Origin of the sequence: Roseateles toxinivorans (genome assembly GCF_004362525.1) — a bacterium.
Lineage (GTDB): Bacteria > Pseudomonadota > Gammaproteobacteria > Burkholderiales > Burkholderiaceae_C > Paucibacter > Paucibacter toxinivorans.
Map to the genome: position 1 here is coordinate 686,363 of NZ_SNXS01000004.1, position 24,476 is coordinate 710,838.

Sequence of the window (24,476 nt, forward strand, 5' to 3'; positions counted from 1 at the left end):
TGGTCTAGTGAGGGTGTTGTCGCACCGCTGGGTGCCGACGAGGAGCAATACCCATGTCCGGTCTCATTTTTCGCACGCAAGCCTGTCTGGCGGCGCTGCTTGCTGCCTGTGCGGCCCTCCCTGCTGCAGCTCAACGCTGCGTCGATACGGACACCTCACCGACGGCGCGCAGCGAAAGCGAAGTCCGCCTGCCTCAGGTCTCGGGTGCAGACCCACGTCTGCATCTGCAGGATCTGGTGCGCATGGCCGTGCAGCGAAGCCAGTCGCTGGGCGCCGTGCGCCTGCTGACCGAGGCGGCCAAGGCCGATCTGGATGAAACCCGCGCCGGCCGCCTGCCCCAGGTCTATTTGAATGGCTCGCTGAATGCGGTGGCCAGCAGCGTCGGTGGCATCGATCAAGGGCGAGGCACCCAGGCCCGCGGTGGGCTGACCGCCAGCGCGTCGCTGTATGACGCCGGTCGGCAGACCTACCTGAACAACTGGCGCGCCAAGCTGCTGGAGGCCGCCCAGCTGGGCCAGACCAGCGCAGAGGAACAGGTGGCGCTGCAGACCGTGTCGCTGGGGCTGGAGCGCAGCCGCTACCTGCTGCAGGCCCAGGTCTACAGCCAGTACTCGCGCAAGATGAGCTGCCTGGTCGAGGCGCTGGAACAGGTCGTCAAGGTCGACAAGGGCCGGGCCAGCGAACTCGTGCAGGCACAGAAGAGCTTCCAGCAGTCCGAGCTGTCCTTGGACTCGACCCTGTCGCAGTTCCGCCAGACCGAGAACCGCCTGCGCCGCTTTGTCGGCGATGTGCTGCCGCCGCCGGCCAGCCTGTCCTCGGTGCTGGTCAAGGTGCCGGATCTGGTGGCGATGCAGCAGGACGTCGAGCGTGCGCCCGAGATCGCCCAGCTGACCGCCCAGGCCAGCGCCGCCGACAGCTACGCCCGCTCGGTGGTCGCCTCGCAGAAGCTGCAGGTCTCGCTGGTCGTCAATGGCGGCGCCACCGCGGGCACCGGTCGCAACAACAGCGTGGTGGCCGGCGTCAACATCAACCTGCCACTGTTCAATGCCACGCTGGACCCCGGCGCCAGCGCCGCACGCAAGCGCGCCGACGCGAGCTATCTGCAGCGCGAGGACTCGGTCGAATCGCGCAAATACCGGCTGGCCGATGCTTTCGAGTCGGCCGCCTCGTCATTCGACCGCGCGCGCCAGATCGTCGATATCCTGCGCAACAGCGAACGGCTGCGCAGCTTCACCCAGCAGCAGTGGCAACAGCTGGGCCGGCGCTCGCTGTTCGACGTGATGGCCGCCGAGGGCGACTATTTCTCGCTGCGCGTTGCCCATGTCAACGCGCTGTTCGATGGCCAGCAGGCGGTGGCGCAGATGTGGTCGCTGGGGCAGGGCGTCAACGTAGGGCTGATGCCTCCCCCGGCAAACTAGCTCGGCATGTGATGGGTCACGAGCGCGTCGGCCAGGCTTTTGCGCAGACCCAGGATGGTCGATTCAGAGTCCCAGTTCGACGAATCTGCGCGCAATGCCTTGTTCAGCTGTATCACCTCCGGTAGTGCCCTGCCCGCGTACTTGTGGTTCAGCGTCTCGCGCAGCTTGCCCAGCTCGGTGATCAGGAAGTCCAGCTTCTGGATCGAGCGCGTCAAGGCCTGGCGCTGGGCGTTGAGGATGGGATCCTTGTCGTCAAAGCGTGCTTGGCCGATGCCTTTCTTCGCCTCCTGCAGGGTCAGCCTGTCCTTGGCGGCCTTGCGTTCGAACTTCTGGAAGGTTTCGGCGCTGTTGTTCATCGCCAGGATCAGCCCATCCAGGGCATGGCGAAGATTCTCCAGGTAGAGGACATCTTTTTCCAGTTCGTCGATCGCGTCCTTGTTGCCGTTCTTCACTTCTTCGAGCAAGCGACTGCGCTTTCTCTCCATCCCGGGCACATACTTTTCCAGCTCAAGCATGGCCTTGGTCTGCGCTTTGATAGATTCGATGTTCATGGCGCTTCCTATCGGCCCAGTTTCACGGTTTTGGCCGCCATGGCGAACAGCTCGTCGTACTCGGAGACAAAACTGGCCGCGAGCTTGAGCGAGTATTGGGCGCGTTTCTGCAGGCCCTTGTAGGCTTGGATTTCGTCCGCCGATGCTGCGGCTGGCGGCTTGGCGTCCATGGCCCGTTCGAGCGCTACGAGCTCGTGCTTGAGGTCGATGTATTTGGCCTGCGCCAGCCGCAGCTTCTCGGCATATTTGGCGACGACGGCGAGATGGTCTTCCTTGCTCTCGATATTGCGCATGCCTGCCTCTTGCAATCGTTTTGAAGCGCGGCCAGCGTATCACGCAGCGCGCGCTTCACAAATAGCGGCCTACCCACCGGTACTTGGCGATTTATCCTCGGCCGGTTTGGGTTCTACTTGAGGGATGGAAACCATGGGAACACGCATGTCGGCAAGCCAAGATACCCTGAACAAGCTGCTGACGCTGATGGAGGGCTCGGCCCGCTTTGCGCGTGACAGCGTGAAACGCGCCGCCGCCGAGTTCGGCCCGGCCTGGGAAGACGACTTTGCCGCGATGCTGCAGCGTTTCTATGGCAGCGACGTGGCCCTGCTCGATGCCGTCAAGGGCTATGGCTCCTTCGTGATGGACTCGATGCGTCGGCAAAAGCGCTTCGAGCAGGACCTGAGCTACCCGGCCAAGACCTATGCCGAGGCCGCCGCCGAGGTCTATTACAACGACGACTACATGCGCCGCCAGTACCTGCCCGGCCTGCTGCTGTCGCACTATCTGTGGACGCACCACTACCAGCAGATCGAGTACTTCAAGGGCTTCTTCCTGCCCTGGCTGCAGCGCCAGCAGGTGAGCGAGTTCGCCGAGGTCGGCGTTGGCACCGGCATCTATTCGCGGCTGGCCCTGCAGCATCTGCCCGAGTTGCGCGGCGTCGGTTTCGACATCAGCCCGCTGTCGCTGGAGTTCACCGCCGCCCATGTGGCCAGCTTCGGCTTTGCCGGGCGCTACCAGGCCCGCAAGCAGAACGTGATCGATGAGCCCAGCGCGCAGCGCTTCCGCGCCGTGGTCTGCGTCGAGGTGCTGGAGCATCTGGAAGACCCGGTGGCCCTGCTGAAGGGCCTGAAGGGCCTGTGCGCCCCCGATGGCAAGCTCTTCGTCACCGCCGCGCTGAACGCCGCCCACGCGGACCACATCTATCTCTACAGCCACCCGCAACAGGTGCTGGACCAGGTCGAGACCGCCGGCCTGCATCTGGAGCACTGCTTCTTCGCCAATGCCTATGCCCCGGCCAAGCCCGGACTGCCGGTGCCCTCGGCGCTGGCCATGGTGCTGACGCCCAAGGCCTGAGCACCATGCCCGCCATCCACCTGCACGGCGAGTTCGTCGATCTGATTCCGCTGACGCCCGAGCACGCGGCCCTGACCTTTGCCTGGCGCCAGGGCGAACGCGCCGCCAATCTGAACCGCGGCGCGGCCAGCGTCGAGCAGCAGGCGGCCTGGATCGCCTCGCGGCCGGCGGCCGAATACAACTTCATCATCGCCTTGAAGGACGGCCGCCCGGTGGGCATGGTCTCGGTCAGCGGCATCGACACCCTGCACCGCCACTGCGAGCCTGGCCGTTTTCTGATCGGCGACGAGGAGGCCGTGCGCGGCATTCCGGCCGCCGTCGAGGCGATGAAGCTGGTCTATCAGCTGGTATTCGACTCACTCGGCCTGCTGCGCGTCTTCGGTACCATCGCGTCCGACAATCTGCTGATGATGAAGTGGCAGAAGTTTCTGGGCATGAAGGAGGAGGGGCGCCTGCGCCGCCACTACTTCATCAACGGTCACTACCAGGACGCCGTGCTGTTCGGCATGCTGGAAGACGAGTACCGAGCCCAGGCTCTGCCAAGAATGAATTCGCTGATTGCCGCCGGGCGCCCGCGCGACAAGAACCTGAACAAGAACTGAGGAACACAGATGAGCAGCAACACCCAAGAAGCCGCCGTGCTGGAAGCGATCTACCAGGCCCTGCGCACCTTGAACGAGGAGCGCGGCCCCGAGGAGCAGATCGCGATAGGCCCCGACACCTGCCTGTTCGGCGAGGGCTCGGCGCTGGATTCGCTGTCCCTGGTGTCGGTGATCGTCGATCTGGAGACCTCGGTGTCCGACCAGTTCGGCAAGGCCATCAGCCTGACCGATGACAAGGCGATGAGCCGCGACCCGGTGCCATTCACCGACGTCGGCGCCCTGAAAACCTACATCCTGGAACTGCTGGCCTGATGAAGTATGAAGGGAAGATCGTCCTGGTGACCGGCGCGCGCCGCGGCGTGGGCCGCTTGCTGGCCGAGCATTTCCTGAATCAGGGCGCCCAGGTCATAGGCTTCAGCCGCCATGAGGATGACGAGGCCCAGCTGCCGGGCTACACGCCGCTGGCCGTCGATGTGGGTGATCCCGAGTCGGTGGCGCGCGGCTTCGAGCAGGTGCGCAAGCAGTTCGGCCGGGTGGACATTGTCATCAACAACGCCGCTGTCCTGACCTCGCAGTACGCGATGATCATGCCGGCCGGCGCGGCCAAGGGCATGCTGGACGCCAACATCCTGGGCACCTTCCTGGTCTCCCGCGAGGCGGCCAAGCTGATGCGCAAGAGCAAATGGGGCCGCATCATCAATATCGGATCGATGGCTGCCAGCCTGGAACCGATGGGCGACTCGATCTACGCCGCCACCAAGGCCGCGATCGCCACCCTTGCCAATGTGATGGCCAAGGAGTTCGCGGCGCTGAACATCACCTGCAACACGCTGGGCATCACCGCGATCGAGACCGACATGCTGGGCCAACTGCCCAAGGACAAGATTGATGCGGTGATCGCCGGCCTGCCGCTGCCCCGCTATGCGACGGCCGAGGACATCTTCAATGTGGTGGACTTCTTTGCTTCGGAGCGTAGCGGCTACGTTACCGCGCAGACAGTTTTCCTTGGCGGGGTCAACTGAGATGAATTCGGGTTGCGGTGTTGCTGCGATGGGGCGGCAGAGGAAGCGGGGGGCCGGCCACTGCGGGCGGAAGCTTGGGCCGGTCCCTTCGGCCCGACCTCCAGCTTCCTTATGCCCGCCATGGCCGGCCCCCCACCCCCTCTGCGGAGACGCTGGTGGCCGCTGGCACAACCTCTGCAGCAGGGATGAGGGCGTGCCGGCCGCAGCGGGCATCAAGAAGCCGAAGTCCGGCCCGTTCAGGGCCGGGCGATGCTTCAGCCCGCAGCGGCCGGCGCGCCCTTGTCCCTGCCGCTACACACGTCAAGTGTCGTGCGTCGCACAAGGCGCGGTGGAGCCACTGCAATGAAGACGGAAGCGGTAGAACTGCTGCTGAACGGCGCGCTGCGCCGCATCACCAACACCGATCTGCACTCCAACACCTATCTGCTGGCCGACGCGCAGCAGAGCGGCAGCTGCGTCGTCGTCGATCCGGGCCTGGACCACGAGCGGGTGGCCGAAACAATTGCTGACAGCGGCTGGACGCCCACCGCGATTCTGTGCACCCACGGCCATTTCGACCATGTCGGCGGTACGGCCGTGCTGCAGCAGCGTTATGGCATTCCGGTCTATCTGCGCAGCGCTGACCTGAAGCTGGCCAAGCTGTCGAACTTCATGATGGCGGCCTTCAAGCTGAAGGCCCGCATTGCCTTGCCCGAGTTCACGCTGCTGCCCGATGACGGCGCCGTGGTCGAAGTGATAGGCCGCCGTTTCACCTTCCATGCCTTGCCCGGCCACACGCCCGGCAGCGCCGGCATTGCCGTTGATGGCCTGCTTTTCTCTGGCGACTCGCTGTATGCGCGCCGTACGGCCCTGTCCAAGCTGCCCGGCGAAGACCATGACCAGCTGCGCGCCTCGCTGCGCCAGCTGTTCGGCTGGATCGCTGGCGACGTGCTGGTGCTGCCCGGTCACGGCGGCACGGCCACCATTGACGAAATCCATGCCGGTAACGAGGCGCTGCGCGCCTTCATGTCGGCTGCAATGCCTGCCTGAAATCTATGACCGTTCTGAATCCTCATCTGCCCGCCGTCTCGATCATCGGCGTCGGTCACCACCTGCCGGCCCAGTTCGAGGACAACGAGAGCCTGTGCCGCAATCTGGACGTGACGCCCGAGTGGATCGTCGAGAAAACCGGCATCGAGCGCCGCTACATCGCCGCCCCCGACGACACCGCCTGGGGCTACTCGGTGGCCGCGGCGCAGCGGGCGCTGGAGATGGCCGGCGTCAGCGCTGAGCAGCTGGGCATGATCATCTGCTGCACCTTCTCGGGCGACTATCAGTTCCCGCCGCTGTCGGCCAAGGTGGCGCAGCAGCTCGGAGCCAAGAACGCGCAGATCTATGACCTGCAGGCCAATTGCTCGGGCTTCGTCGCCGGGCTGACCAGCGCCTCGGACCGGATGCGTGTCGACCCGACGGTGGGTTACACGCTGGTCATCGGCGTCGAGTTCTGCTCGCGCTATATCGACCGCACCGATGCCAACACCGCCATCTACCTCAGCGATGGCGCCGGTGCCGCGGTGCTGGGTCCCGCCGAGCCGGGGCAGGGCATTCAGGCCTCGGCCTTCCACACCGACCCGTCGAACTACGAGGCGGTGCGGCTGCGCGGCGGTGGCGCGGCCTTTCCGAACAATGGCCGGCCCTTCGATGCGGCCGTCGATCTGATGGAGATGAACGGCATCGCGACCTGGAAGCAGGCCATCACCCATCTGCCGCCGACGATTCGCAAGGCCTGCGCCAAGGCCGGGATCGACGTCAAGGCGCTGGATTTCATGGTCTTCCACCAGGCCAATTTGCGGCTGATCGAGTATCTGGTGCGCAAGATGGGCTTGGGGCTGGAGAAGACCTATACCAATGTCGCGACGGTCGGCAACAGCGGCTCGGCCTCGTTGGCCATTGCACTGAGCGAGGCGGTGAGGGCGGGGCACATCAAGAATGGCGATATGGTGGCGCTGGCCGGCGTGGGTGCCGGATTCAACTTTGCGGCCAGCGTGTGGCGCTGGACATTGGGAGCGCGGGCCGAGCGCCGGGCCGCTCCCAAGCCGGCCCCCGTCCCCTCGGGGGACCGGCCGATGTACCCATCGGACGAGGGGCCCCTATGAAAATGAGTGTTTTTGCAGACTTCGACGCAGTCAAAGAGGGCGACCAGCAATCGCTGGTGAAGACCATCACCGAGGCCGACATCCGCCGCTTCGTCGAGTTGACCGGTGACGACAATCCGCTGCACGTCGATGCCGACTACGCGGCCGAGACCTCGTTCAAGGAAATCGTCGTCCACGGCATGCTCGGCGCCTCGTTCATTTCGACGGTGATCGGCACCAAGCTGCCGGGTCCGGGCGCGCTGTGGGTGTCTCAGGCGATGGATTTCAATCTGCCGGTGCGCCTGGGTGACACACTGACCGTCACCTGTACGGTGCTGAAGAAGCATGCCCGTGACCGCCTGCTGGAGTTGGACACCCGCATCACCAACCAGCATGGCCAGGTGGTGCTCAGCGGCGGCGGCAAGGTCAAGCTGCTGGAGCCGCCCAAGCCCAAGGCGGTGGCGGCCGAGGCCAAGCTGAAGGTGGCCATCGTCACCGGCGGTGCCGGCGGCATCGGACGGGTGATTTGCGAGAAGCTCGTGGCTGATGGCTTTGCAGTCGTCGTCAACTACCACTCAGCCCAGGAGCGGGCTCAGGCGCTGGTCGCCAAGCTCAAGGAATCGGGTGGCCGTGCCGTGGCCGTTCAGGCCGATGTGTCCACCGAGGCTGGCGCGCAGAAGCTGGCGCAGCAGGCGCAGGTCCACTTTGGCGGCGTCACCGTGCTGGTCAATGCCGCCTCGCCGCGCATCGTCGCGCGCCAGGTCGAGGATCTCGTCTGGAGCGAGGTGCAGCAGCAACTGGACGTGCAACTGAAGAGCGCCTTGCTGATGATCCAGGCCTGCAAGCCGGCGATGGTGGCCGCCGGCGGCGGGCGCATCATCTCGCTGGGTTCGCAGAGCTGGGACGGCACGCCGGTGGCGGGCTGGACGGCCTATGCCATTGCCAAGGGCGCGCTGTCCACGCTGACCCGCTATCTGGCGGCTGAACTGGGTCCGCAGGGCATCACCGTCAATCTGGTCTCGCCGGGCATGACCAATACCGCCTTCATCTCGAACGTGTCCGAGAAGCAGCAGCTGATGGTGGCGCGGCAGACGCCGCTGCGCCGGCTGGCTGAGCCGGAGGACACGGCTGGTGCGGTGGCCTTTCTGGCCTCGGAGCAGGCGACTTACATCACCGGCCAGAATCTGCGCGTCAACGGTGGGGGATCGATGGCATGGTGACCACTGACAAGGATGCGCTGGCCGTGCTGGCCCGCGCCGATGCCGCCATGGTCGAGGTGCTGGGTGCGCTGAAGACACTGGACCAAAGCTCAGCGGTGTTTCGCACGCTGAAGGTCGGCATCGCCGCCAACGTCACCGTCGATCTGCTGGCCAACTACCTGCGCCGCCACGCCTACTTGGCCGGCGTGCGGCTGGAGGTGGCCAAGGGCAATTACGACGATCTGGTCGGCGACGTGCAGGCCCATGCTCAGGCCGGCGTGGACCTGCTGCTGATACTGCCGTTCTTCGACAATCTGCAGCCCGCCTGGGAGACCCAGCTCGAAACGCTGGACGCCGCCACCCGCCAGGCCGCGCAGGCCGACTACCTGAGCCGCCTGCGGCTGGCGCTGCAGTCCGCTCAGGGTGTGGGCCAGGTCTTGCTGCTGGGTGCCCATCTGTGGAACCCGCAGGTGGCTGATAGCAGCCCGCAGCAACAGGCGCTGGATGCCTTCAACGCCGGCCTGGCCGAGGCCGCGGCGGCGCATGCCAACACGCGCCTGCTCGAAACGGCAGGTCTGCTGGCGCGCGTCGGCACCCGCCAGGCCTTCGATGCGCGCTTCTATCTGCGTGCCAAGGCGCCATACACGGCCCCCTTCATCGACCATTTGGCGCGCGAGGTGGCGCTGGCCACCCGCCAGTTCGGCAGCGTCTTTCACAAGGTGCTGGTGCTCGATGGCGACAACACGCTGTGGGGCGGCATTGTTGGTGAAGACGGTGTCGATGGCGTCAAGCTCGACCCCTACAGCTTCCCGGGCAATGTGTTCTGGACCGTGCAGCAGCAGCTCAAGGCGCTGGAAGCGCAGGGCGTGCTGCTGTGCCTGAACAGCAAGAACAACGCGGCCGATGTCGAGGAGCTGATGCGCGAGCATCCGGCCATGGTGCTGAAGGACGGACACATCGTCGCCCGCCGCGTCAACTGGGATGACAAGCCCAGCAATCTGCGCGCGCTGGCCGCAGAGCTGAATCTGGGCCTGGACAGCTTTGTCTTCATCGACGACTCGGCCTTCGAGATCGAGGCGGTGCGCGAGCAGCTGCCCCAGGTGACGGTATTCCAGGTGCCCAAGGTGCTGCACGACTACCCGGCCCTGGTGCGGGAGCAGGTGATGCCGCTGTTCCTGGCCGGCGGCGTCAGCGCCGAGAGCCGCTCTAAGACGCAGCAGTACAAAAGCCTGGCCGAGGCCGCCCAATTGCAGGCCAGCTTCGGCAGCCAGGAGGAGTATCTGCGCTCGCTGGCCCTGAGCATCAGCCTGCAGCGCGACGCCAGCAGCCAGGTGGCACGCATCACCGAGCTGATCGGCAAGTCCAACCAGTTCAATCTGACGACGACGCGGCTGCAGGCCGGCGACGTGGCCGCGCTGATGGAACGGGCAGACGCCACCGTCTACTCGTTCTCGGTCAGCGACCGCCTGGCCGAGCATGGTCTGACCGGCGTGCTGATCACGGTGGACGAGGGCAGTGACACGGTGGTCCACAGCTTTCTGATGAGCTGCCGAGTGATAGGCCGCGGCGTCGAGTTCGCGATCTGGCGGGCGGTGGTGGCCGATGCGCTGGCGCGCGGAAAGCAGCGCCTGCGAGCCTCTTATCGCAAGACCGCCAAGAACGCGCTCGTGGCAGACTTCTATGACAGGCTGGGCTTGACCCGGACCAATGAGGCGGACGACGGCAGTCGTTCATACGAAGCGCCGCTGGCAAACCTCCAGCTGGCCGAGAGTGCTTGGGTGGAGTTGCGCAATGCTTGATCGTGGCTTGGTAAAAAAGGTGATGGCGTCGGTGCTGGAGGTCGATGAGGCCAGCCTGAACGATGACTCCAGCATGGACAATGTGCCGGGCTGGGACTCGCTGAAACAGATGAATCTGGTGCTGGCGCTGGAGGAGAGCTTTGGCGTCTCCATCCCCGACGAAGACGCGGGCAACGCGACCTCGTACAAGCTGCTGGCCCTTGTGCTCGAAGAGCAGCTTGCGGGCTGAAGTGGAACTGTTCGGCTCTTCACTGGGTTGCGGTTCTTTGCACTTCGCGGCTGTGGGGCGGCAGAGGGGACGGGGGGCCGGCCACGACGGGCTGAAGTTTTGGCCAGTCCCTTCGGACCGGCCTCCAACTTCTTTATGCCCGCCGTGGCCGGCCCCCCATCCCCTCTGCGGAGCGGCTGGTGGCCGCCAACGGCACGCGCGTTGCCGCAGGGATGAGGGTGTGCCGGTCGCAGCGGGCATAGAGAAGCCGATGTCCGGTCCGTCCAGGGCCGGACGATGCTTCAGCCCGCAGCGGCCGGCACGCCCTCGTCCCTGCCGCCTCAACCTTCAACTCGTTCAACGGGGGCACTGACCATGGACTGGCTGCTTGAGCGCTTCGCAAAAGCTGACCCCGGGCTGAAGGCCTTCGTTCACAAGGGCCGCATCACCACCTACGGCGAGGTCTCGCAGAGCATTGCCCGCTTCGCCGGCGAACTGAAGACTAGAGGCGTGCAGCCGGGCCAGACCGTCGTCATCCTGGCCGACTACGCGCCCGACGTGTTCTGCATGATCCTGGCCCTGGCCTCGCTGAAAACCATCGTCGTACCGATGACACGCGGCCCGGTGATCGAGGAGGGCGAGGCGCTGTCTATTTCCGGCTGCGACCACGCGATCGACTTTGCACCCGATGGCCTGAGCTGGACGCTGGAGCCGCGTTCGATTCCGGCGCCCAATCCGATGCTGGCCGAGTTCCGCGCCACCGGCAAGGCCGGCTTGGTGCTGTTCTCTTCGGGCTCCACCGGCAAACCCAAGGGCATGCTGCACGATTTCGAGCGGGTGATGGACAAGTTCCTCGTCGCTCGAACGCCCATCGTGGCGATCCCGTTCCTGATGTTGGACCATTTCGGCGGCATCAACACCATCCTGGCCATCACGGCCAGTCTGGGCACCGTGGTCACGGCCGAGAACCGCGCCATTGCCACCATCTGCCAAGCGATCCAGGACTTCAAGGTCGAGCTGCTGCCGACCACGCCGTCCTTCCTGACCCTGCTGGCCGCCACCGATCTGTCGCAGCGCTACGACCTGACGTCGCTGAAACGCATCACCTATGGCACCGAGACGATGCCGCAGGCCACGCTGGACCGCATCCGTGCACGTTTTCCGGGCGTGGAGCTGCAGCAGACCTATGGCCTGTCCGAGGTCGGCGTGCTGCGCTCGCAGTCGCGGCCCGATGGGTCGCTGTGGGTGCGCATCGGCGGCTCGGGCTTCGAGACCCAGGTGCGCGACGGCATCCTGTGGATACGCTCGGACTATCGGATGATCGGCTACCTGAACGCCCCCTCGGGCTTCGACGCCGAGGGCTGGTTCAACACCCAGGACCGGGTCGAGGTCGATGGCGACTATTTCCGGATACTGGGTCGCATCACCGACCTGATCAATGTCGGAGGCCAGAAGGTCTATCCGGCCGAGGTCGAGGACGTGATCCTGGCCCAGCCGAACATCGCCGACGTGGTGGTGGTCGGCGAGAAGCATGCGCTGCTGGGTCAGATCGTCGTGGCCAAGGTAGTGGTGCATGAGCCCGAGGCGGCGGACGCGCTGCGCCTTCGCCTGCGCAAGGCCTGCCTGGCCAAGCTGGCGGCCTTCAAGGTGCCGGCCAAGGTGGAGTTGCTGGACCAGGAGATCTACTCCGCCCGGTTCAAGAAGATGCGACGCTGAAATCCGGCTATTCCAGCATTGAAAGGGCGCGCTCAGCGGCCACAATCGACGGCAAAGCTACAGGGTGTGCCATGTCCATTGATCGCTGCCAGATCCTCGATCTGCCCAAGATTCAAGACCCGCGGGGAAACCTGACCTTCATCGAGGGCGGTATCCACGTGCCTTTCGACATCCAGCGCGTCTACTACCTGTACGACGTGCCCGGCGGCTCCGAGCGGGGCGGCCATGCGCACAAGCAGCTGCACCAGTTCATCGTCGCGATGTCGGGCAGCTTCGACGTGGTGCTGGATGACGGCAAGGACAAGAAGCGGGTGCACCTGAACCGCTCGTACAACGGCCTCTACGTCTGCCCGATGATCTGGCGCGAGCTGGACAACTTCTCGTCCGGCGCGGTCTGCATGGTGCTGGCCTCGACCAAGTACGAGGAGGACGACTACTACCGCGACTACGCCGAGTTCATGCTGGCGAGGTGGAGCAAATGAGCCTGCCGTTCCTGGACCTGAAGCGCGTCAACGCGGCTCACGATGAGGCCATCCGCGCCGCGGTGAACCGCGTGCTGGACTCCGGTTGGTACATCCTCGGTGACGAGTGCGCGGCCTTCGAGCGCGAGTACGCGGCCTATTGCGAGGTCAAGCACTGCATCGCCGTGGCCAATGGCCTGGATGCGCTGCACCTGATTTTGCGTGCCTATGGCATTGGCGCTGGCGACGAGGTCATCGTGCCGTCCAACACCTTTATCGCCACCTGGCTGGCCGTCAGCCAGGCCGGCGCAACGCCGGTGCCGGTGGAGCCGAACGCTGCCACCCACAATATCGACCCTGCGCTGATCGAAGCCTCGATCACCTCGCGGACCAAGGCCATCATGCCGGTCCATCTGTACGGCCAGCCGGCCGAGATGACGGCCATCATGGACATCGCCCGCCGCCATGGCCTGAAGGTCATCGAGGATGCGGCCCAGGCCCATGGGGCACGCTTCCAGGGGCGCCGCACCGGCGGCCTGGCCGATGCCGCCGGCTTCAGCTTCTACCCGGGCAAGAACCTGGGTGCGCTGGGCGATGGCGGGGCGATCACGACCAACGACGATGCGCTGGCCGCCAAGCTGCGCATGCTGCGCAACTACGGCGCCAGCATCAAGTACCACCACGAGATGGCCGGCGTGAACTCGCGGCTGGACGAGATCCAGGCGGCGATGTTGCGCGCCAAGCTGCCGGCGCTGGACGCCGAGAACGAGGCGCGCCGCCGTGTCGCCGGTTTCTACCTTGATGCGCTGCGCGGCCTGCCGCTGGACCTGCCAGTCGTGGCCGGTGGCGCCGAGCCCGTATGGCATCTGTTCGTCATCGGCACCGACCGGCGCGCCGACCTGCAGGCGGCGCTGACCCAGGCGCAGATCGGCCACTTGGTGCATTACCCGATCGCCTGCCATCGCCAGCAGGCCTATGCCGACCAGACCTGGCCGGCGCTGCCGATCGCCGAGCGCCTGGCGGAGCGGGTGCTGAGCCTGCCGATCGCGCCCTATATGACCGCGGATGATGTGGGCCGCGTGGCGGCCGTCATCCGCGCGACGCTGAGCTGAAACGCGCGGCGCCATGCAATTCACCACCCTGGTCCCGGCCTACAAGCCCAAGTACCTGATCGAGCTGCTGACGGCGCTGCGCCACCAGACCGTCAAGCCCGCCAGAGTCATCATCTCCGACGACAGCCCCGACCAGGCCTTCGTGGCCATGCTGTCCGAGGACCCGATCAAGCGCGCCATCGCCGACCTGAAGGTGACCGTGCTGCCCGGCCCGCGCAGCGGCGCCTACAACAATTTCCGCCGCCTGCTGCAGCTGTTCGGCGAGCAGCCGACCGAGCTGTTCCACCTGCTGCTGGATGACGACATCCCGTACCCCAGCTTCTACGAGCGCCATCTGCAGGCCCACAGCAGCGGCACCATTCACTGCGCAGTAAGCCGGCGCTGGACGGCGCTGGAGTCCGGCCAACCGATACGCGATCTGCCGGTGCCCACGGCCGTGGCCACGCACCCGCAGCGCCTGCTGGGCCTGGACGCGCGCGTGCTGTTCACGCAGACCGCCGGCATGAGCGCCAACTGGCTGGGCGAGTTCTCCAACGCCACCTTTCGCTCCGGCATGGCGGCCGAGCTGGACGACCCCAGCCTGGACGGCATCTGCTTCACCGGCCTCGAAGACCTAGGCGCCTTTCTGAAGGCCAGCCTGCACGGTCCGGTGGGCTATATCAACGACCATCTGGGCTATTTCCGCACCAGCGGCGAACAGCACTCGGCCGATCCGATGGGGCGGCCGATGAAGCTGGCCCATCTGGCCTATGTGGCCCTGGCCATCGCCGGCCGCAGGCTCGAGAAGCTGACGCCCGAGCAGTGCAACAACGTGCTGGCCGCGCTGTGCCCGCTGATTCCGCAGCGCTATGGCCAGGAGGCCGATCTGGCCGAGCTGAATGCGGTGATGCCGGCACTGGCCGGCGGCGATGCGGCGGCCGAGAGTGATTTCCTGGCGCTGTGGCAGGTTTACAGCGGCGCCGCAGCGCGCCGGCCGCTTGACGCATTGGCTGGCTGAACGATGAGCAGGCTTGACGACTTTCTGGCCATCGAGCGCGAGCTGGCGCAGGCCAACCACCAGCGCCTGGCCGCGCAGTACGGTCAGCCGGTGGGCAGCCTGTCGCGCGACGAGGTGGCCATTGCCGGCGTTGACGGCTGGCAGTACATCGCCAATGGCAACAATGCCTGGGAGCAGCAGTACCTGGGCCAGATGCAGCTGGCCCCCGACGGTCTGCAGCAATGGCAGGCCGCCTTCGAGCGGCGGCTGACGGCAGCGCACAGCATCGGCGCGAATTTCGCTCACCTGGTCGTGCCCGAGAAGCAGGCCATCTTCCCCGGCGCCCGCTGGCCGGCCGGCGGCGCGGTGCCTGCCCCCAAGGCTTTGGCCGATCGCCCGGTGCAGCAGATGCTGAAGGCCATACCGCAGGGCCTGGTTTATCCGGTCGAGCGCCTGCATGCCGAGTCCTGGCGCGCCGAGCTGGCCTTTCGCGGCAACAGCCACTGGTGCGCCAGCGGCGCCTGGTTCGGCTTTTGCGAGCTGATGCAGGCGGTCTGGCCCGAGCGCGAGTTCGACTTCAGGCACGTGCCGCTGGTGCGCAGCTGGTGGCGGCATGACCTGCTGCTGAAGTTTGTCGAAGAAGAGTGCTTCGAGAGCGTGATCGCCATCCCCCGGCGCGCCACCATGGTCTACGACAACCGGCTGATGGCCACCACCGGCCGCCATGTCGGCAACCACTATGTGCTGCAGAACCCGGCCGCGCCGATCCAGGAAGCGGTGGTGATCTTCGGCGACAGCTATTCCTACGACGTCGGTTTCTCCGACCTGATGGCGGCCTTCTTCGGCCAGGTCCATTTCGTCTGGAACACCCTGGTCGACTTCCAGTACTGCAAGAGCGTAAACGCCAAGCTGGTGCTGGTGCAGAGCGCCGAGCGCTATCTGGTGCGACCCCATACACAAGATTTGTTGCCTAGCTGAGGTCTCGTGTGCCAGACCGCGAAGCGCTCTGGCTCCGACTGACTGTTAGCGGCCGTTCACGGAGAAGCCATGAAAGTCTGCCTGGTCCAGTACAACCCCTTCTATCCCAAGGTGGGCATTCTCGATGCCTACAACGAGGTGGTGGAGTCCTACCACTGGGGTTTTGCCGCCCTGGGTCACCAGGTCGACCGGCGCATGAACCACTTCGACCCCGAGGCGGTGAACATCGTGTTCGGCTTCCAGATCCCGCTGCAGCTGGGGCTGATCGACAGCTTCCCGGAGAACACCATCTTCTTCAATATGGAGCGCTATGCGGGCCAGAACCTGGCCGGCACGGCGGCCGAGTATGTGGCGCGCAAATACTGGCTCTGGGACTATGCCGAGGGCAATGTCGCCACCTGGAACGCGCTGCAACCGCGCCGCCCGGCCTTCTATGCCAAGACAGCCTATGCGCCGAACCTGGAGAAGGTGCCGGCCGCCGTGGAGCAGGACATCGACGTGCTGTACTACGGCAATATCACGCCCGACCGCTCGGAGTCGCTGCACAAGATCGCGGCCTTGCGCCGCGACCTGACCGGCCTCTCGGTGATGACGCTGTGCAATGTCTGGGGCAAGCAGCGCGACGAGTTCATTGCCCGCTCCAAGGTCGTCGTCAACTTCTCGCGCGGCAATCTGTTCGAGATCGTGCGCGTGTCCTATCTGATGGCCAACCGCAAGGCCGTGGTCTGCGACTACACCGAGGAGCTGGAGATCGAGCCCGATCTGCACGGTGTTCTGCGCTTCGTCAAGACGCCCGACATCCTGGCCACCTGCCAGGCGCTGGTGGAGGACGACGCGGCGCGCGCGGCCTATGCACAGGCGGGCTACGACGCAATCAAGAAGCGCGATATCCGCGACGTGATCGCGAAGGCATTCGCCTAGATCATCGTCATCCAGTGGTGGCGGTCATCGCGCCACAGGTGCAGCTCCAGCACCGGATGCAGCAGCCCGGCGGGCGATGATTCCGCGCCAGCGGCCACCGGCGCAGTCTCGTGCGGCCCCGGTGTGGCCGGCAGCAGGCTGCCGCTGGGGGCGGCCAGCACCTCGTTGAGGGCCGGTGTGGCCGCCGCCTTGGCCGCTTCGGGGGCCTGACCGGCCAGCCACACATCGGCCAGCGCATGCTGGCTTCCATCGGCCCTGGTGTAGCTGGACACCAGGCCCAGCACATTGCCGTTGTCCGTCTGCGTGCCGGCCTGAGCATGCAGGTCCAGCGAGACAATCTGGTAGTCGCTCAGCAGCTTCAGCTCGCCGGCATCGGTGACGCCGTCATGGTCGGAGTCGACCCAGATGCGCAGATCTTTGAAGGCGGCATCGGCGGCACTGAGCTTGCCGTCGTGATTGCCGTCGTGCTGCGCGAGCGCGCTGAAGCCGTTGTGGGCGCGCGTGCCGTCGGGCAGCAGGGTTGCGCCACCGAACAGCTCGCTGCCGTTGTTGACCTTGCCATCGTGATTGCGATCCATCACCAGCAGGCCATCGCCTGGTGCGACCCAGCCGAACCTGCCAGCCTGGCCGATGTGATGCAGGTCGAAATCCACGCCCTGGGCGGCGCTCAGCGTGTTGATTCCATGGCCGTCCAGGTCCAGCATCAGCGGCGTGGCCAGCAGAAAGGCGGCCAACTGCGCCCCCGACATCACCGACACCTCGGAGCCCTCGAAGGCGGCAATCTGGTGGGTGCCCATCGACGCGATGTCGGCGGTCTCCAGGCCTGGCACCTGCTGCGTGGTCAGCGCGACGATGTTTTCGGTGCTCAGGGCGCGGGCCTGGGCAGTGGTCAGCGCGGATATCTGGCCGGTGCTCAGCACGGCGAAGTGATCGGTAGCCAGGTGGCCGATCTGATCGACGCTCAGTGCCGCGATATGGGCGGTGGTCAGGCGCAGGAAGGGGGCCGTGCCCAAGGCGTTCAGGTCCTCGGTGCTCAGCGCGGCGACCTGGTCGGTGGTCAAGGTCGAGACCTGGGCAGGCGTCAGCGCCGCCATCTGCTGGGTGCTCAGACCTGCAATTTGCGAGGGGTTCAGCGAGCGCAGGGCCGAGGGCGTCAGCGCGGCCAGATCCTGGGTCTCGATGGCGCCCAGCTGCTCGGAGCTGAACGAGGCCGCCTGCGCCGAGCTGAAGGCACTGAATTGCCGTGTTGTCAGCGCGATGATGTCTTCGGTGCCCAGCGCGTGCACGGCGGCCAGAGTCAGGCTGCCGATGGCGCCGGTGCTCAGGGCCGCCAGATCGGCCGACTCCAGTGCCTGCATCTGCTGAGTGGTGAAGCCCGAGACCTGGGCGCTGGTCAGTGCGGCGAACTGCTGGGTTCCCAGCGCGTTCAGGGTGTCGGTGGCCAGCGAGCCCAGCTGCTCGCTGGTGAAGGTGGCCACCTGGGCGGTGGACAGCGAGCCCATCTGGGCCACCGTCAGCCCGCCGAACTGTGCAGGCGACAGGGCGCGGAAGGCGGCCGCCGACAGCGCGCCAATGTCCTGGGTCTCGATGGCGGCGATCTGCTCCGAGCTCAGCGCGGCGGTCTGGGTCGAGCCCAGCGCCGCGAACTGCCTGCTGCTCAGCGCGGCAACACCTTCAGGTGTCAGCGCGGCGAAGGTAGCCGTGCTCATGGCGCGCAAGGCGACGGTGCTGATGGCGTTCAGGTCGGCCGTTTCCATCAGCTGAATCTGTGCCGTCGTCAGCGCCGCCACCTGGGAGCCGCCCAGCGAGGCGAACTGACGCGTGCTCAGGCCATTCAACTCTTCCTGGCCCAGGCCGGCGACCTGCACGGTGCTCAGTGCGGCCACCTGTGTCGTGCTCAGCGCCGCCATCTGCTCCGGTGTCAGCCCGGTGAGTTGGGAGGCGGCCAGGCCGCGGATGGCGGCGGTGCTCAGCGCGGCCAGGTCCTGGGTCTCGATCGAGGCAATCTGCAGCGCATTCAGCGCTGCCATCTGGCTGGAGCTGAGCGCGGCGAACTGGCGGGAGCTCAGAGCAACAATGGCGTCGCCGCTGAGCGCCTCTATGGCCATGGTGCTGAGCTGCCGTATCGAGGCGGTGCTCATCGAGGCCAGGTCCTCCAGTTCCAGGCCGCCGACCTGGGCCGGCGTCAGCGCGGCCACCTGGGCGGTGGTCAGCGAGGCGAACTGCCCGGTGCTCATCGCGTTCAAGGCCTGGTTGCTCAGCGAGGCGACCTGGTCGGTGCCCAGCGAGGCCACCTGACGCGTGCTCAGCGTCATCATCTGATCGGCACTCAGCCCCTGCATCTGCCCGGGGCTCAACGCACGCAGCGCGGTGGTGCTCAGGGCGGCCAGATCGGCCGGTTCGATGGCGCCGATCTGCTGGGCGCTCAGCGCGCTCATCTGGGCCGAACCGAGGGCGGAGATCTGGGCGCTGCTGAGCGTGACGATGGCCTCGGCGCTGAGTGCGGCGATGGCGTCGGCGCTGAGCGCGCGTATCGCTGCGGTGCGCAGGGCGGCCAGGTCCTCCATCTCTATCGTGCGCAGCTGCGCGGCCGTCAGCACGGAGGCCTGGGCGCTGGTGAGGGCGGCGAACTGGCTTGGATCCAGGGCGTTGAGCTGTACCGCCGCGATCCCCGGCAACTCGGCGGTGGCCAGTGCCGCGATCTGGGCGGTGCTCAGCGACAGCAGTTGCTCGGCGCTGAGGCTGTTGAGTTGCGCGGCCCGCAGGGCGCCGACCTGGCCCGCCTTGAGGCCGTCGAGCTGCTCGGGCAGCAGCGCGCGCAGCGCCACCGGCGACAGCGCGGTGATGTCGGCGCTGTCGATCGCGCCAAGCTGGGCGGAGGACAGGGCGGCCAGCTGCAGTCCATTCAGAGAAGCGATCTGCTGACTGCTGAGCGCCATCATCGCGCCGGTGCTGAGCGCGGTCATGTCATCGGTGCCCAGCCCGCGCAGGGCCACCGTGCTCAGCGCCTGCAGGTCGGCCGTCTCCAGATGGCGGACCTGCGCGGTCGTCAGCGCGGCAATCTGGCTGCTGCTCAGCGCGGCGAATTGCGAGCTGCCCATGGCATCGAGCGCGCGTGTGCTCAGCGCCTGCAGCTGCGCGCCGGTCAGCGCCGCGGCCTCGGCCGTGGTCAGGGCCGCCATCTGCGCGGTGCTCAGACCGGCCAGGGCCTCGGTGCTCAGCGCCGCCAGGTCGGCCGTCTGCAGCGCGCGTATCTGCGCCGTACCCAGGGCGGCGACCTGGTTGCTGCTCAGCGCCGCGAACTGGCTGGTGCTCAGGGCATTGAGCTCACCGGTGCCCAGCCTGTTGATCTGCACGGTGGACAGATTGGCGACCTGTTCGCTGCTCAGGGCCGGCGTCTGCGCATCGGTCAGCGCAACGATATGGGCGGTGGACAGCGAGCGCAGATTGGCCGTTGTCAACGCGGCCAGGTCCTGGGTCTGCAGGGCCGCCATCTGCAGCGTCGTGATGCCCGGCGCTTGGGCGCTGCTCAGGTTGTTGAACTGCCCCGTGCTCAGTGCGTTCAGCTGCTGCGTGCTCATGGCCGCAATCTGCGCCGAGGTCAGTGCAGCCGCCTCGGCATCGCTGATGGCCAGCGGATCGGGCTGGGGCGCGGCGCTGAACAGCGCCAGCAGCTTCTTGCTCAGCCAACCTAGCATGGCTGCGCTCCGGCGCGCCGTGGTGATGGACGCCCTTGCGATGAATTCATGGCGGCTTGGGGCATGGAGCTATGGAGCCGGCAGACCTTGTTGCAATCAGCCATCGGCCCGCCACAGTGAAGCGGCGGGCCGATGGTCCCGAGCCTGTGCATCCCGGGATCTCAGGCAGGCAATCCTCAGATCAGCGGCAGGTGCTTGTTGTCGTCCTCGTCAAGTCGGCGCTGGGCCAGGAACAGATTGTCAACCGCGTGGCTGGTCGGCGCCGGAGTCGTGGCCGCCGGGCTGGCTCCACCGTGCAGCACATCGGCCGTCGGTGCCGCCAGCAGGTCGGACAGCTGGACATCGCTGGCCGCCTCGGTTGCCTTGTCTTTGCTGAACCAGACGTCGGCCATCGCATGCTGCGTGCCATCGGTCGTGGTGTAGCTGGAGACCAGGCCCAGCAGGTTGCCGTTGTCGACTTCCGTGCCCTTGACCGCATTCAGGCTCAGGTCCTGGATGCTGTACTCGGTCAGCAGCCTCAGCTCGCCGGCGTCGGTCTTGCCGTCGTGGTTGGCGTCAACCCAGACGCGCAGGTCGCTGAAGCCGGTGTCGAGTGCGCTGAGCTTGCCGTCATGGTTGACGTCCATCTCGGCCATGGCCATATAGCCGTTAGCGGCATGCTTGCCATTGGCCAGTATGGTGCCCACTCCGAACAGCTCGGAGCCATTGTTGATGACGCCGTCGTGATTGCGGTCCATCACCAGCAGGCCGTCGCCGCCCGCCGTCCAGCCCACCTTGCTGACGTTGCCGGTGCCGGTCAGGTCGAAGTTCACGCCCTGGGCCGCGGCCGAGGTCTGGATGCCCTTGCCATCCAGGTCCAGCACGATGGGAGTGACCGAGAACAGGGCCGCGAGCTGGTTGGAGCTCATGGCCTGGACGTCCTCGTTCTCGAAGGCGTTGACCTGGGTCATCGTCATCGAGGCGATGTCACGGGTTTCCAGCGCCACCACCTGCTGCGTCGTCAGGCCGACGATCTGTTCCGTCGTCAGCGCCGCGGCCTGGGCCGTGGTCATGTTGATGATCTGGTTGGCCGTCAGCGCCGAGATGTGGTCGGTGGTGATCGAGGTCCACTGCTCGGTGGTCAGCGCCGCGATACCGGCCGAGTTGAAGGCTGCCAGGTCGGCGGTCTCCAGGTTGGCGATCTGCGTCGTCGTCAGGCTTTGCACCTGGGCCGTCGTCATGAAGGCGAACTGCGAGTTCGTGAACGCGTTCAGGTCTTCGGTGGCCAGGCCCGAGATCTGGGCGGTGGTCAGCGAATTGACCTGGCCGGCCAGCGAGGTCAGCTGGGTGGTCGTCAGCTCGGCCAGTTGGTCGTCGGTCAGCGCGCGCAGCGAGGTCGATGCCAGGGCCCGCAGGTCTTGGGTGTCGATGGCCGAGATCTGTGCCGTGGTGATGGCCACGACCTGGGCGGTATTGAGCGCAGCGAAGTGCTGGGTGCTCAGTGCCACCAGGTCAACAGTGTCCAGCGAGGCGATCTGCAGGGTGCTGAAGCCGGCGATCTGGCCGCTGGCCAGGGTGGCGAACTGCTCCGAACCCAGCGTGTTCAGGTCACCTGTGCTCAGCCCATTGATCTGCGCCGTTGACAGCGCGGTGATCTGTGCCGAGCTCAGGGCCTGCAGTTGATCGGAGCCCATGCCATCGAGCTGATCGGAGCTGAGGCTGCGCACGGCGGCCGTGCTCAGCGAACGCAGGTCGGCGGTCTCGATGGCAGCGATCTGCGCGGTCGAGAAGTTGCCGATCTGTGCCGAGCTCAGCGAAGCCACCTGGGCTGAGCCCAGCGCGACGATGTCGGCGGTCGCAAGGCCCAGCAGCTGATCGCTGCTCAGCGAGTTGATCTGAGCGGTGGTCAGTGCTGCGACAGCCTCGGTGTCCATCGCCGAGATCTGGTCGGAGCTGAGGGCACGCAGCGCCGCCGTGCTGATGGCACGCAGGTCGGCCGTTTCCAGCGTCGAGATCTGGGCCGTGCTCAGTGCCGCAGTCTGCGTCGAGGTCAGCGCAGCGAACTGCGTGGCTCCCAGCGCATTGAGGTCCTCGGTGCTCAGGTTCTGGATCTGGGCGCTGTCCAGCGCGGCCACCTGTGCCGTGGTCAGACGGGCAAACTGGTCGGTCGTCAGCATGTTCAGATCGCCGGTGCTCAGATCTCCAATCTGGGCGGTGGTCAGCGCGGTGATCTGGGCCGAGGTCAGCGCCTGCAGCTGGTCGGAGCTCAGTGCATCCATCTGATCCGAGCTCAGGGCACGCACAGCAGCCGTGCTCAGCGAGCGCAGGTCGGCGGTCTCGATGGCAGCGATCTGCGCGGTCGAGAAGGTGCCAATCTGGGCCGAGGTCAGCGAGCCCACCTGGCTGGCGCTCAGGGCCACGACATCGGCGGTTTCCAGGCCCGCCATCTGGTCGGTCGTCAGCGAGTTGATCTGCGCCGTGGTCAGGGCCGCCACCTCCTCGGTGCTCAGGGCCTTGATCTGGTCGGAGGCAAAACCGCGCATCGCTGCCGTGCTCAGGGCACGCAGGTCGGCGGTCTCTAGGGTCGAGACCTGGGCGGTGCTCATTGCCTGGGCCTGGGCCGAGGTCAGGGCCGCGAACTGGCCGGTGCCCAACGCATTCAGGTCATCGGTGCTCAGATTGGTGATCTGCTCGGTGCTCAGGGCCGCGACCTGCGCCGTGGTCAGGCGAACCATCTGATCGGTGGTCAAGGTGCCCAGGTCGGCGGTGTTCAAGCCGCTGATCTGGCCGGTGGACAGAGCGGTGATCTGGGCCGAGCTCAGCGCTTGCAACTGGTCGGTGGTCAGCGCATCGAGCTGGGCCGAGCTGAGGCTGCGCACGGCGGCCGTGCTCAGGGCACGCAGATCGGCAGTCTCGATCGCGGCGATCTGTGCCGTGCCGAGGTTGGCAACCTGCGCCGAGCCCAGGGCAGCGACCTGGGCCGAGCCCAGGGCCACTATGGAGGCGGTGTTCAGGCCCAGGAACTGATCCGGGTTGGTGGTCAGCGCGGCGATCTGTGCGGTCGTCAGCGCGGCCACTTCTTCGGTGGTCAGTGCCTTGATCTGGTCGGAGCTCATGGCGCGCAGCGCAGCGGTGCTGAGGGCGCGCAGATCGGCCGTTTCCAGGGTCGAGACCTGGGCGGTGCTCAGTGCGGCCGCCTGACCGGTGGTCAGCGCAGCAAACTGTGCCGTGCCGAGTGCGTTCAGGTCATCGGTGGTCAGATTGGTGATCTGGGCCGAGCTCAAGGTGGCCACCTGGGCGGTGCTCAGCTTGGCGAACTGGTCGGAGGTCAGGACGTTCAGGTCGTTGGTGCTCAGACCGCTCAGCTGGCCGGTGCTCAGCGCCTGCAACTGGGCCGAGCTCAGCGCCTGCAGCTGTTCCGAGGTCAGCGCATCGAGCTGGTCGGAGCTCAGTGCCCGCACCGAGGCGGTGCTCAGCGAGCGCAGGTCGGCAGTCTCGATCACCGAGATATTGGCGGTCGAGAAGTTGCCGATCTGGGCCGAGGTCAGCGAAGCGACCTGGGTCGAACTCAGGGCCACGATGTCGGCTGTTTCCAGGCCGGCCATCTGGTCCGTGGTCAGCGAGTTGACCTGGGCCGTGCTCAGGGCGCCCACCTCCTCGGTGGTCATGGCCTTGATCTGGTCGGAGCTCATGGCACGCAGGGCTGCCGTGCTGATGGCTCGCAGATCAGCCGTTTCCAGCGTCGAGATCTGGGCCGTGCTCAGTGCGGCTGCCTGGGCCGAGGTCATGGCGGCGAACTGGGCGGTACCCAGCGCGTTCAGGTCGTCCGTGGTCAGGTTGTTGATCTGGGCAGTGCCCAGGGTCGCCACCTGAGCGGTGCTCATGCGGGCGAACTGGTCGCTGGTCAGGGTGTTCAGATCACCGGTGCTCAGCGAGTTCAGCTGGCTGGTGGACAGCGCGGTGATCTGGGCCGAGGACAGGCCTTGCAATTGCTCCGAGGTCAGGGCATCAAGCTGGGCGGAGCTGAGGCTGCGCACGCCGGCCGTGCTCATCGCTCGCAGATCGGCGGTCTCGATCGCGGCGATCTGTGCCGTGCCGAGGTTGGCGACCTGCGCCGAGCCCAGGGCAGCGACCTGGGCCGAGCCCAGGGCCACTATGGAGGCGGTGTTCAGGCCCAGGAACTGATCCGGGTTGGTGGTCAGCGCGGCGATCTGTGCGGTCGTCAGGGCGGCCACTTCTTCGGTGGTCAGTGCCTTGATCTGGTCCGAGCTCATCGCACGCAGCGCAGCGGTGCTGAGGGCGCGCAGATCGGCCGTTTCCAGGGTCGAGACCTGGGCGGTGCTCAGTGCGGCCGCCTGACCGGTGGTCAGAG

The 24,476-nt window shown here is 66.3% G+C and carries 20 protein-coding genes; 16 read left to right on the plus strand and 4 right to left on the minus strand.

The window, feature by feature from the left end:
- Nucleotides 1-53 precede the first annotated feature (53 nt).
- Nucleotides 54-1,418 (plus strand): TolC family protein, encoded by a 1,365-nt coding sequence (locus DES47_RS18215; RefSeq protein WP_133702134.1) that lies wholly within the window; start codon nucleotides 54-56, stop codon nucleotides 1,416-1,418.
- Here DES47_RS18215 and DES47_RS18220 read toward each other — a convergent pair.
- Both DES47_RS18220 and DES47_RS18225 read right to left on the minus strand, forming a co-directional pair.
- Nucleotides 1,415-1,933, minus strand: a complete 519-nt coding sequence (locus DES47_RS18220) for a hypothetical protein (protein WP_133702135.1) — start codon at nucleotides 1,931-1,933, stop codon at nucleotides 1,415-1,417. The genes DES47_RS18215 and DES47_RS18220 overlap by 4 nt on opposite strands.
- 44 nt (nucleotides 1,934-1,977) lie before the next feature.
- The gene (locus DES47_RS18225; protein WP_133702136.1) at nucleotides 1,978-2,262 is read right to left on the minus strand and encodes a hypothetical protein; all 285 of its coding nucleotides are present in this window, start codon (nucleotides 2,260-2,262) and stop codon (nucleotides 1,978-1,980) included.
- A 145-nt stretch (nucleotides 2,263-2,407) separates the two neighbouring features.
- Here DES47_RS18225 and DES47_RS18230 point away from each other — a divergent pair, with 145 nt between their 5' ends.
- From DES47_RS18230 to DES47_RS18300, 15 genes are all read left to right on the plus strand, one after another.
- The gene (locus DES47_RS18230) at nucleotides 2,408-3,319 is read left to right on the plus strand and encodes a class I SAM-dependent methyltransferase (RefSeq protein ID WP_166652059.1); all 912 of its coding nucleotides are present in this window, start codon (nucleotides 2,408-2,410) and stop codon (nucleotides 3,317-3,319) included.
- A 5-nt stretch (nucleotides 3,320-3,324) separates the two neighbouring features.
- Nucleotides 3,325-3,921: a GNAT family N-acetyltransferase gene (locus tag DES47_RS18235; protein WP_133702138.1), complete on the plus strand. Its 597-nt coding sequence runs from the start codon at nucleotides 3,325-3,327 to the stop codon at nucleotides 3,919-3,921.
- A gap of 9 nt (nucleotides 3,922-3,930) precedes the next feature.
- Nucleotides 3,931-4,233: a hypothetical protein gene (locus DES47_RS18240; RefSeq protein ID WP_133702139.1), complete on the plus strand. Its 303-nt coding sequence runs from the start codon at nucleotides 3,931-3,933 to the stop codon at nucleotides 4,231-4,233.
- Nucleotides 4,233-4,943, plus strand: coding sequence for an SDR family NAD(P)-dependent oxidoreductase (locus tag DES47_RS18245; protein ID WP_133702140.1), 711 nt, complete (start codon nucleotides 4,233-4,235; stop codon nucleotides 4,941-4,943). Before DES47_RS18240 ends, DES47_RS18245 begins: the two co-directional genes overlap by 1 nt.
- Nucleotides 4,944-5,285: 342 nt before the next feature.
- A complete protein-coding gene (locus DES47_RS18250) occupies nucleotides 5,286-5,972 on the plus strand; it encodes an MBL fold metallo-hydrolase (RefSeq protein ID WP_166652060.1) in 687 nt (228 codons plus the stop codon).
- A gap of 5 nt (nucleotides 5,973-5,977) precedes the next feature.
- Complete coding sequence (locus DES47_RS18255; RefSeq protein ID WP_133702142.1) at nucleotides 5,978-7,078, plus strand: 3-oxoacyl-ACP synthase III family protein; 1,101 nt, start codon at nucleotides 5,978-5,980, stop codon at nucleotides 7,076-7,078.
- Nucleotides 7,079-7,080: 2 nt separating this feature from the next.
- A complete protein-coding gene (locus DES47_RS18260) occupies nucleotides 7,081-8,277 on the plus strand; it encodes an SDR family oxidoreductase (RefSeq protein ID WP_133702143.1) in 1,197 nt (398 codons plus the stop codon).
- Nucleotides 8,271-10,055, plus strand: coding sequence for an HAD-IIIC family phosphatase (locus DES47_RS18265; RefSeq protein WP_133702144.1), 1,785 nt, complete (start codon nucleotides 8,271-8,273; stop codon nucleotides 10,053-10,055). Before DES47_RS18260 ends, DES47_RS18265 begins: the two co-directional genes overlap by 7 nt.
- Nucleotides 10,048-10,284, plus strand: a complete 237-nt coding sequence (locus DES47_RS18270) for an acyl carrier protein (protein ID WP_133702145.1) — start codon at nucleotides 10,048-10,050, stop codon at nucleotides 10,282-10,284. The genes DES47_RS18265 and DES47_RS18270 overlap by 8 nt, the downstream gene beginning before the upstream one ends.
- A 354-nt stretch (nucleotides 10,285-10,638) precedes the next feature.
- Nucleotides 10,639-11,979, plus strand: coding sequence for a class I adenylate-forming enzyme family protein (locus DES47_RS18275; RefSeq protein ID WP_243748362.1), 1,341 nt, complete (start codon nucleotides 10,639-10,641; stop codon nucleotides 11,977-11,979).
- Between the two features lie 71 nt (nucleotides 11,980-12,050).
- The gene (locus DES47_RS18280; protein WP_133702146.1) at nucleotides 12,051-12,461 is read left to right on the plus strand and encodes a sugar 3,4-ketoisomerase; all 411 of its coding nucleotides are present in this window, start codon (nucleotides 12,051-12,053) and stop codon (nucleotides 12,459-12,461) included.
- Nucleotides 12,458-13,552: a DegT/DnrJ/EryC1/StrS family aminotransferase gene (locus DES47_RS18285; protein ID WP_133702147.1), complete on the plus strand. Its 1,095-nt coding sequence runs from the start codon at nucleotides 12,458-12,460 to the stop codon at nucleotides 13,550-13,552. The genes DES47_RS18280 and DES47_RS18285 overlap by 4 nt, the downstream gene beginning before the upstream one ends.
- Before the next feature lie 13 nt (nucleotides 13,553-13,565).
- Nucleotides 13,566-14,549, plus strand: a complete 984-nt coding sequence (locus tag DES47_RS18290) for a glycosyltransferase family protein (RefSeq protein WP_133702148.1) — start codon at nucleotides 13,566-13,568, stop codon at nucleotides 14,547-14,549.
- Nucleotides 14,550-14,552: 3 nt separating this feature from the next.
- On the plus strand, nucleotides 14,553-15,506 hold the full coding sequence (locus tag DES47_RS18295) for an alginate O-acetyltransferase AlgX-related protein (protein ID WP_133702149.1): 954 nt from the start codon (nucleotides 14,553-14,555) through the stop codon (nucleotides 15,504-15,506).
- A gap of 69 nt (nucleotides 15,507-15,575) precedes the next feature.
- Entirely contained in the window at nucleotides 15,576-16,427 is an 852-nt protein-coding gene (locus DES47_RS18300) for a hypothetical protein (RefSeq protein WP_133702150.1), read from the plus strand.
- Here the strand turns inward: DES47_RS18300 and DES47_RS18305 are convergent.
- A complete protein-coding gene (locus DES47_RS18305; RefSeq protein ID WP_133702151.1) occupies nucleotides 16,424-20,125 on the minus strand; it encodes a heme utilization protein in 3,702 nt (1,233 codons plus the stop codon). The two genes, DES47_RS18300 and DES47_RS18305, sit on opposite strands and share 4 nt — an antisense overlap.
- A gap of 176 nt (nucleotides 20,126-20,301) precedes the next feature.
- Nucleotides 20,302-24,476, minus strand: a 4,175-nt coding sequence (locus tag DES47_RS28785) for a beta strand repeat-containing protein (protein WP_425057453.1), incomplete at its 5' end; no start/stop codon positions are given.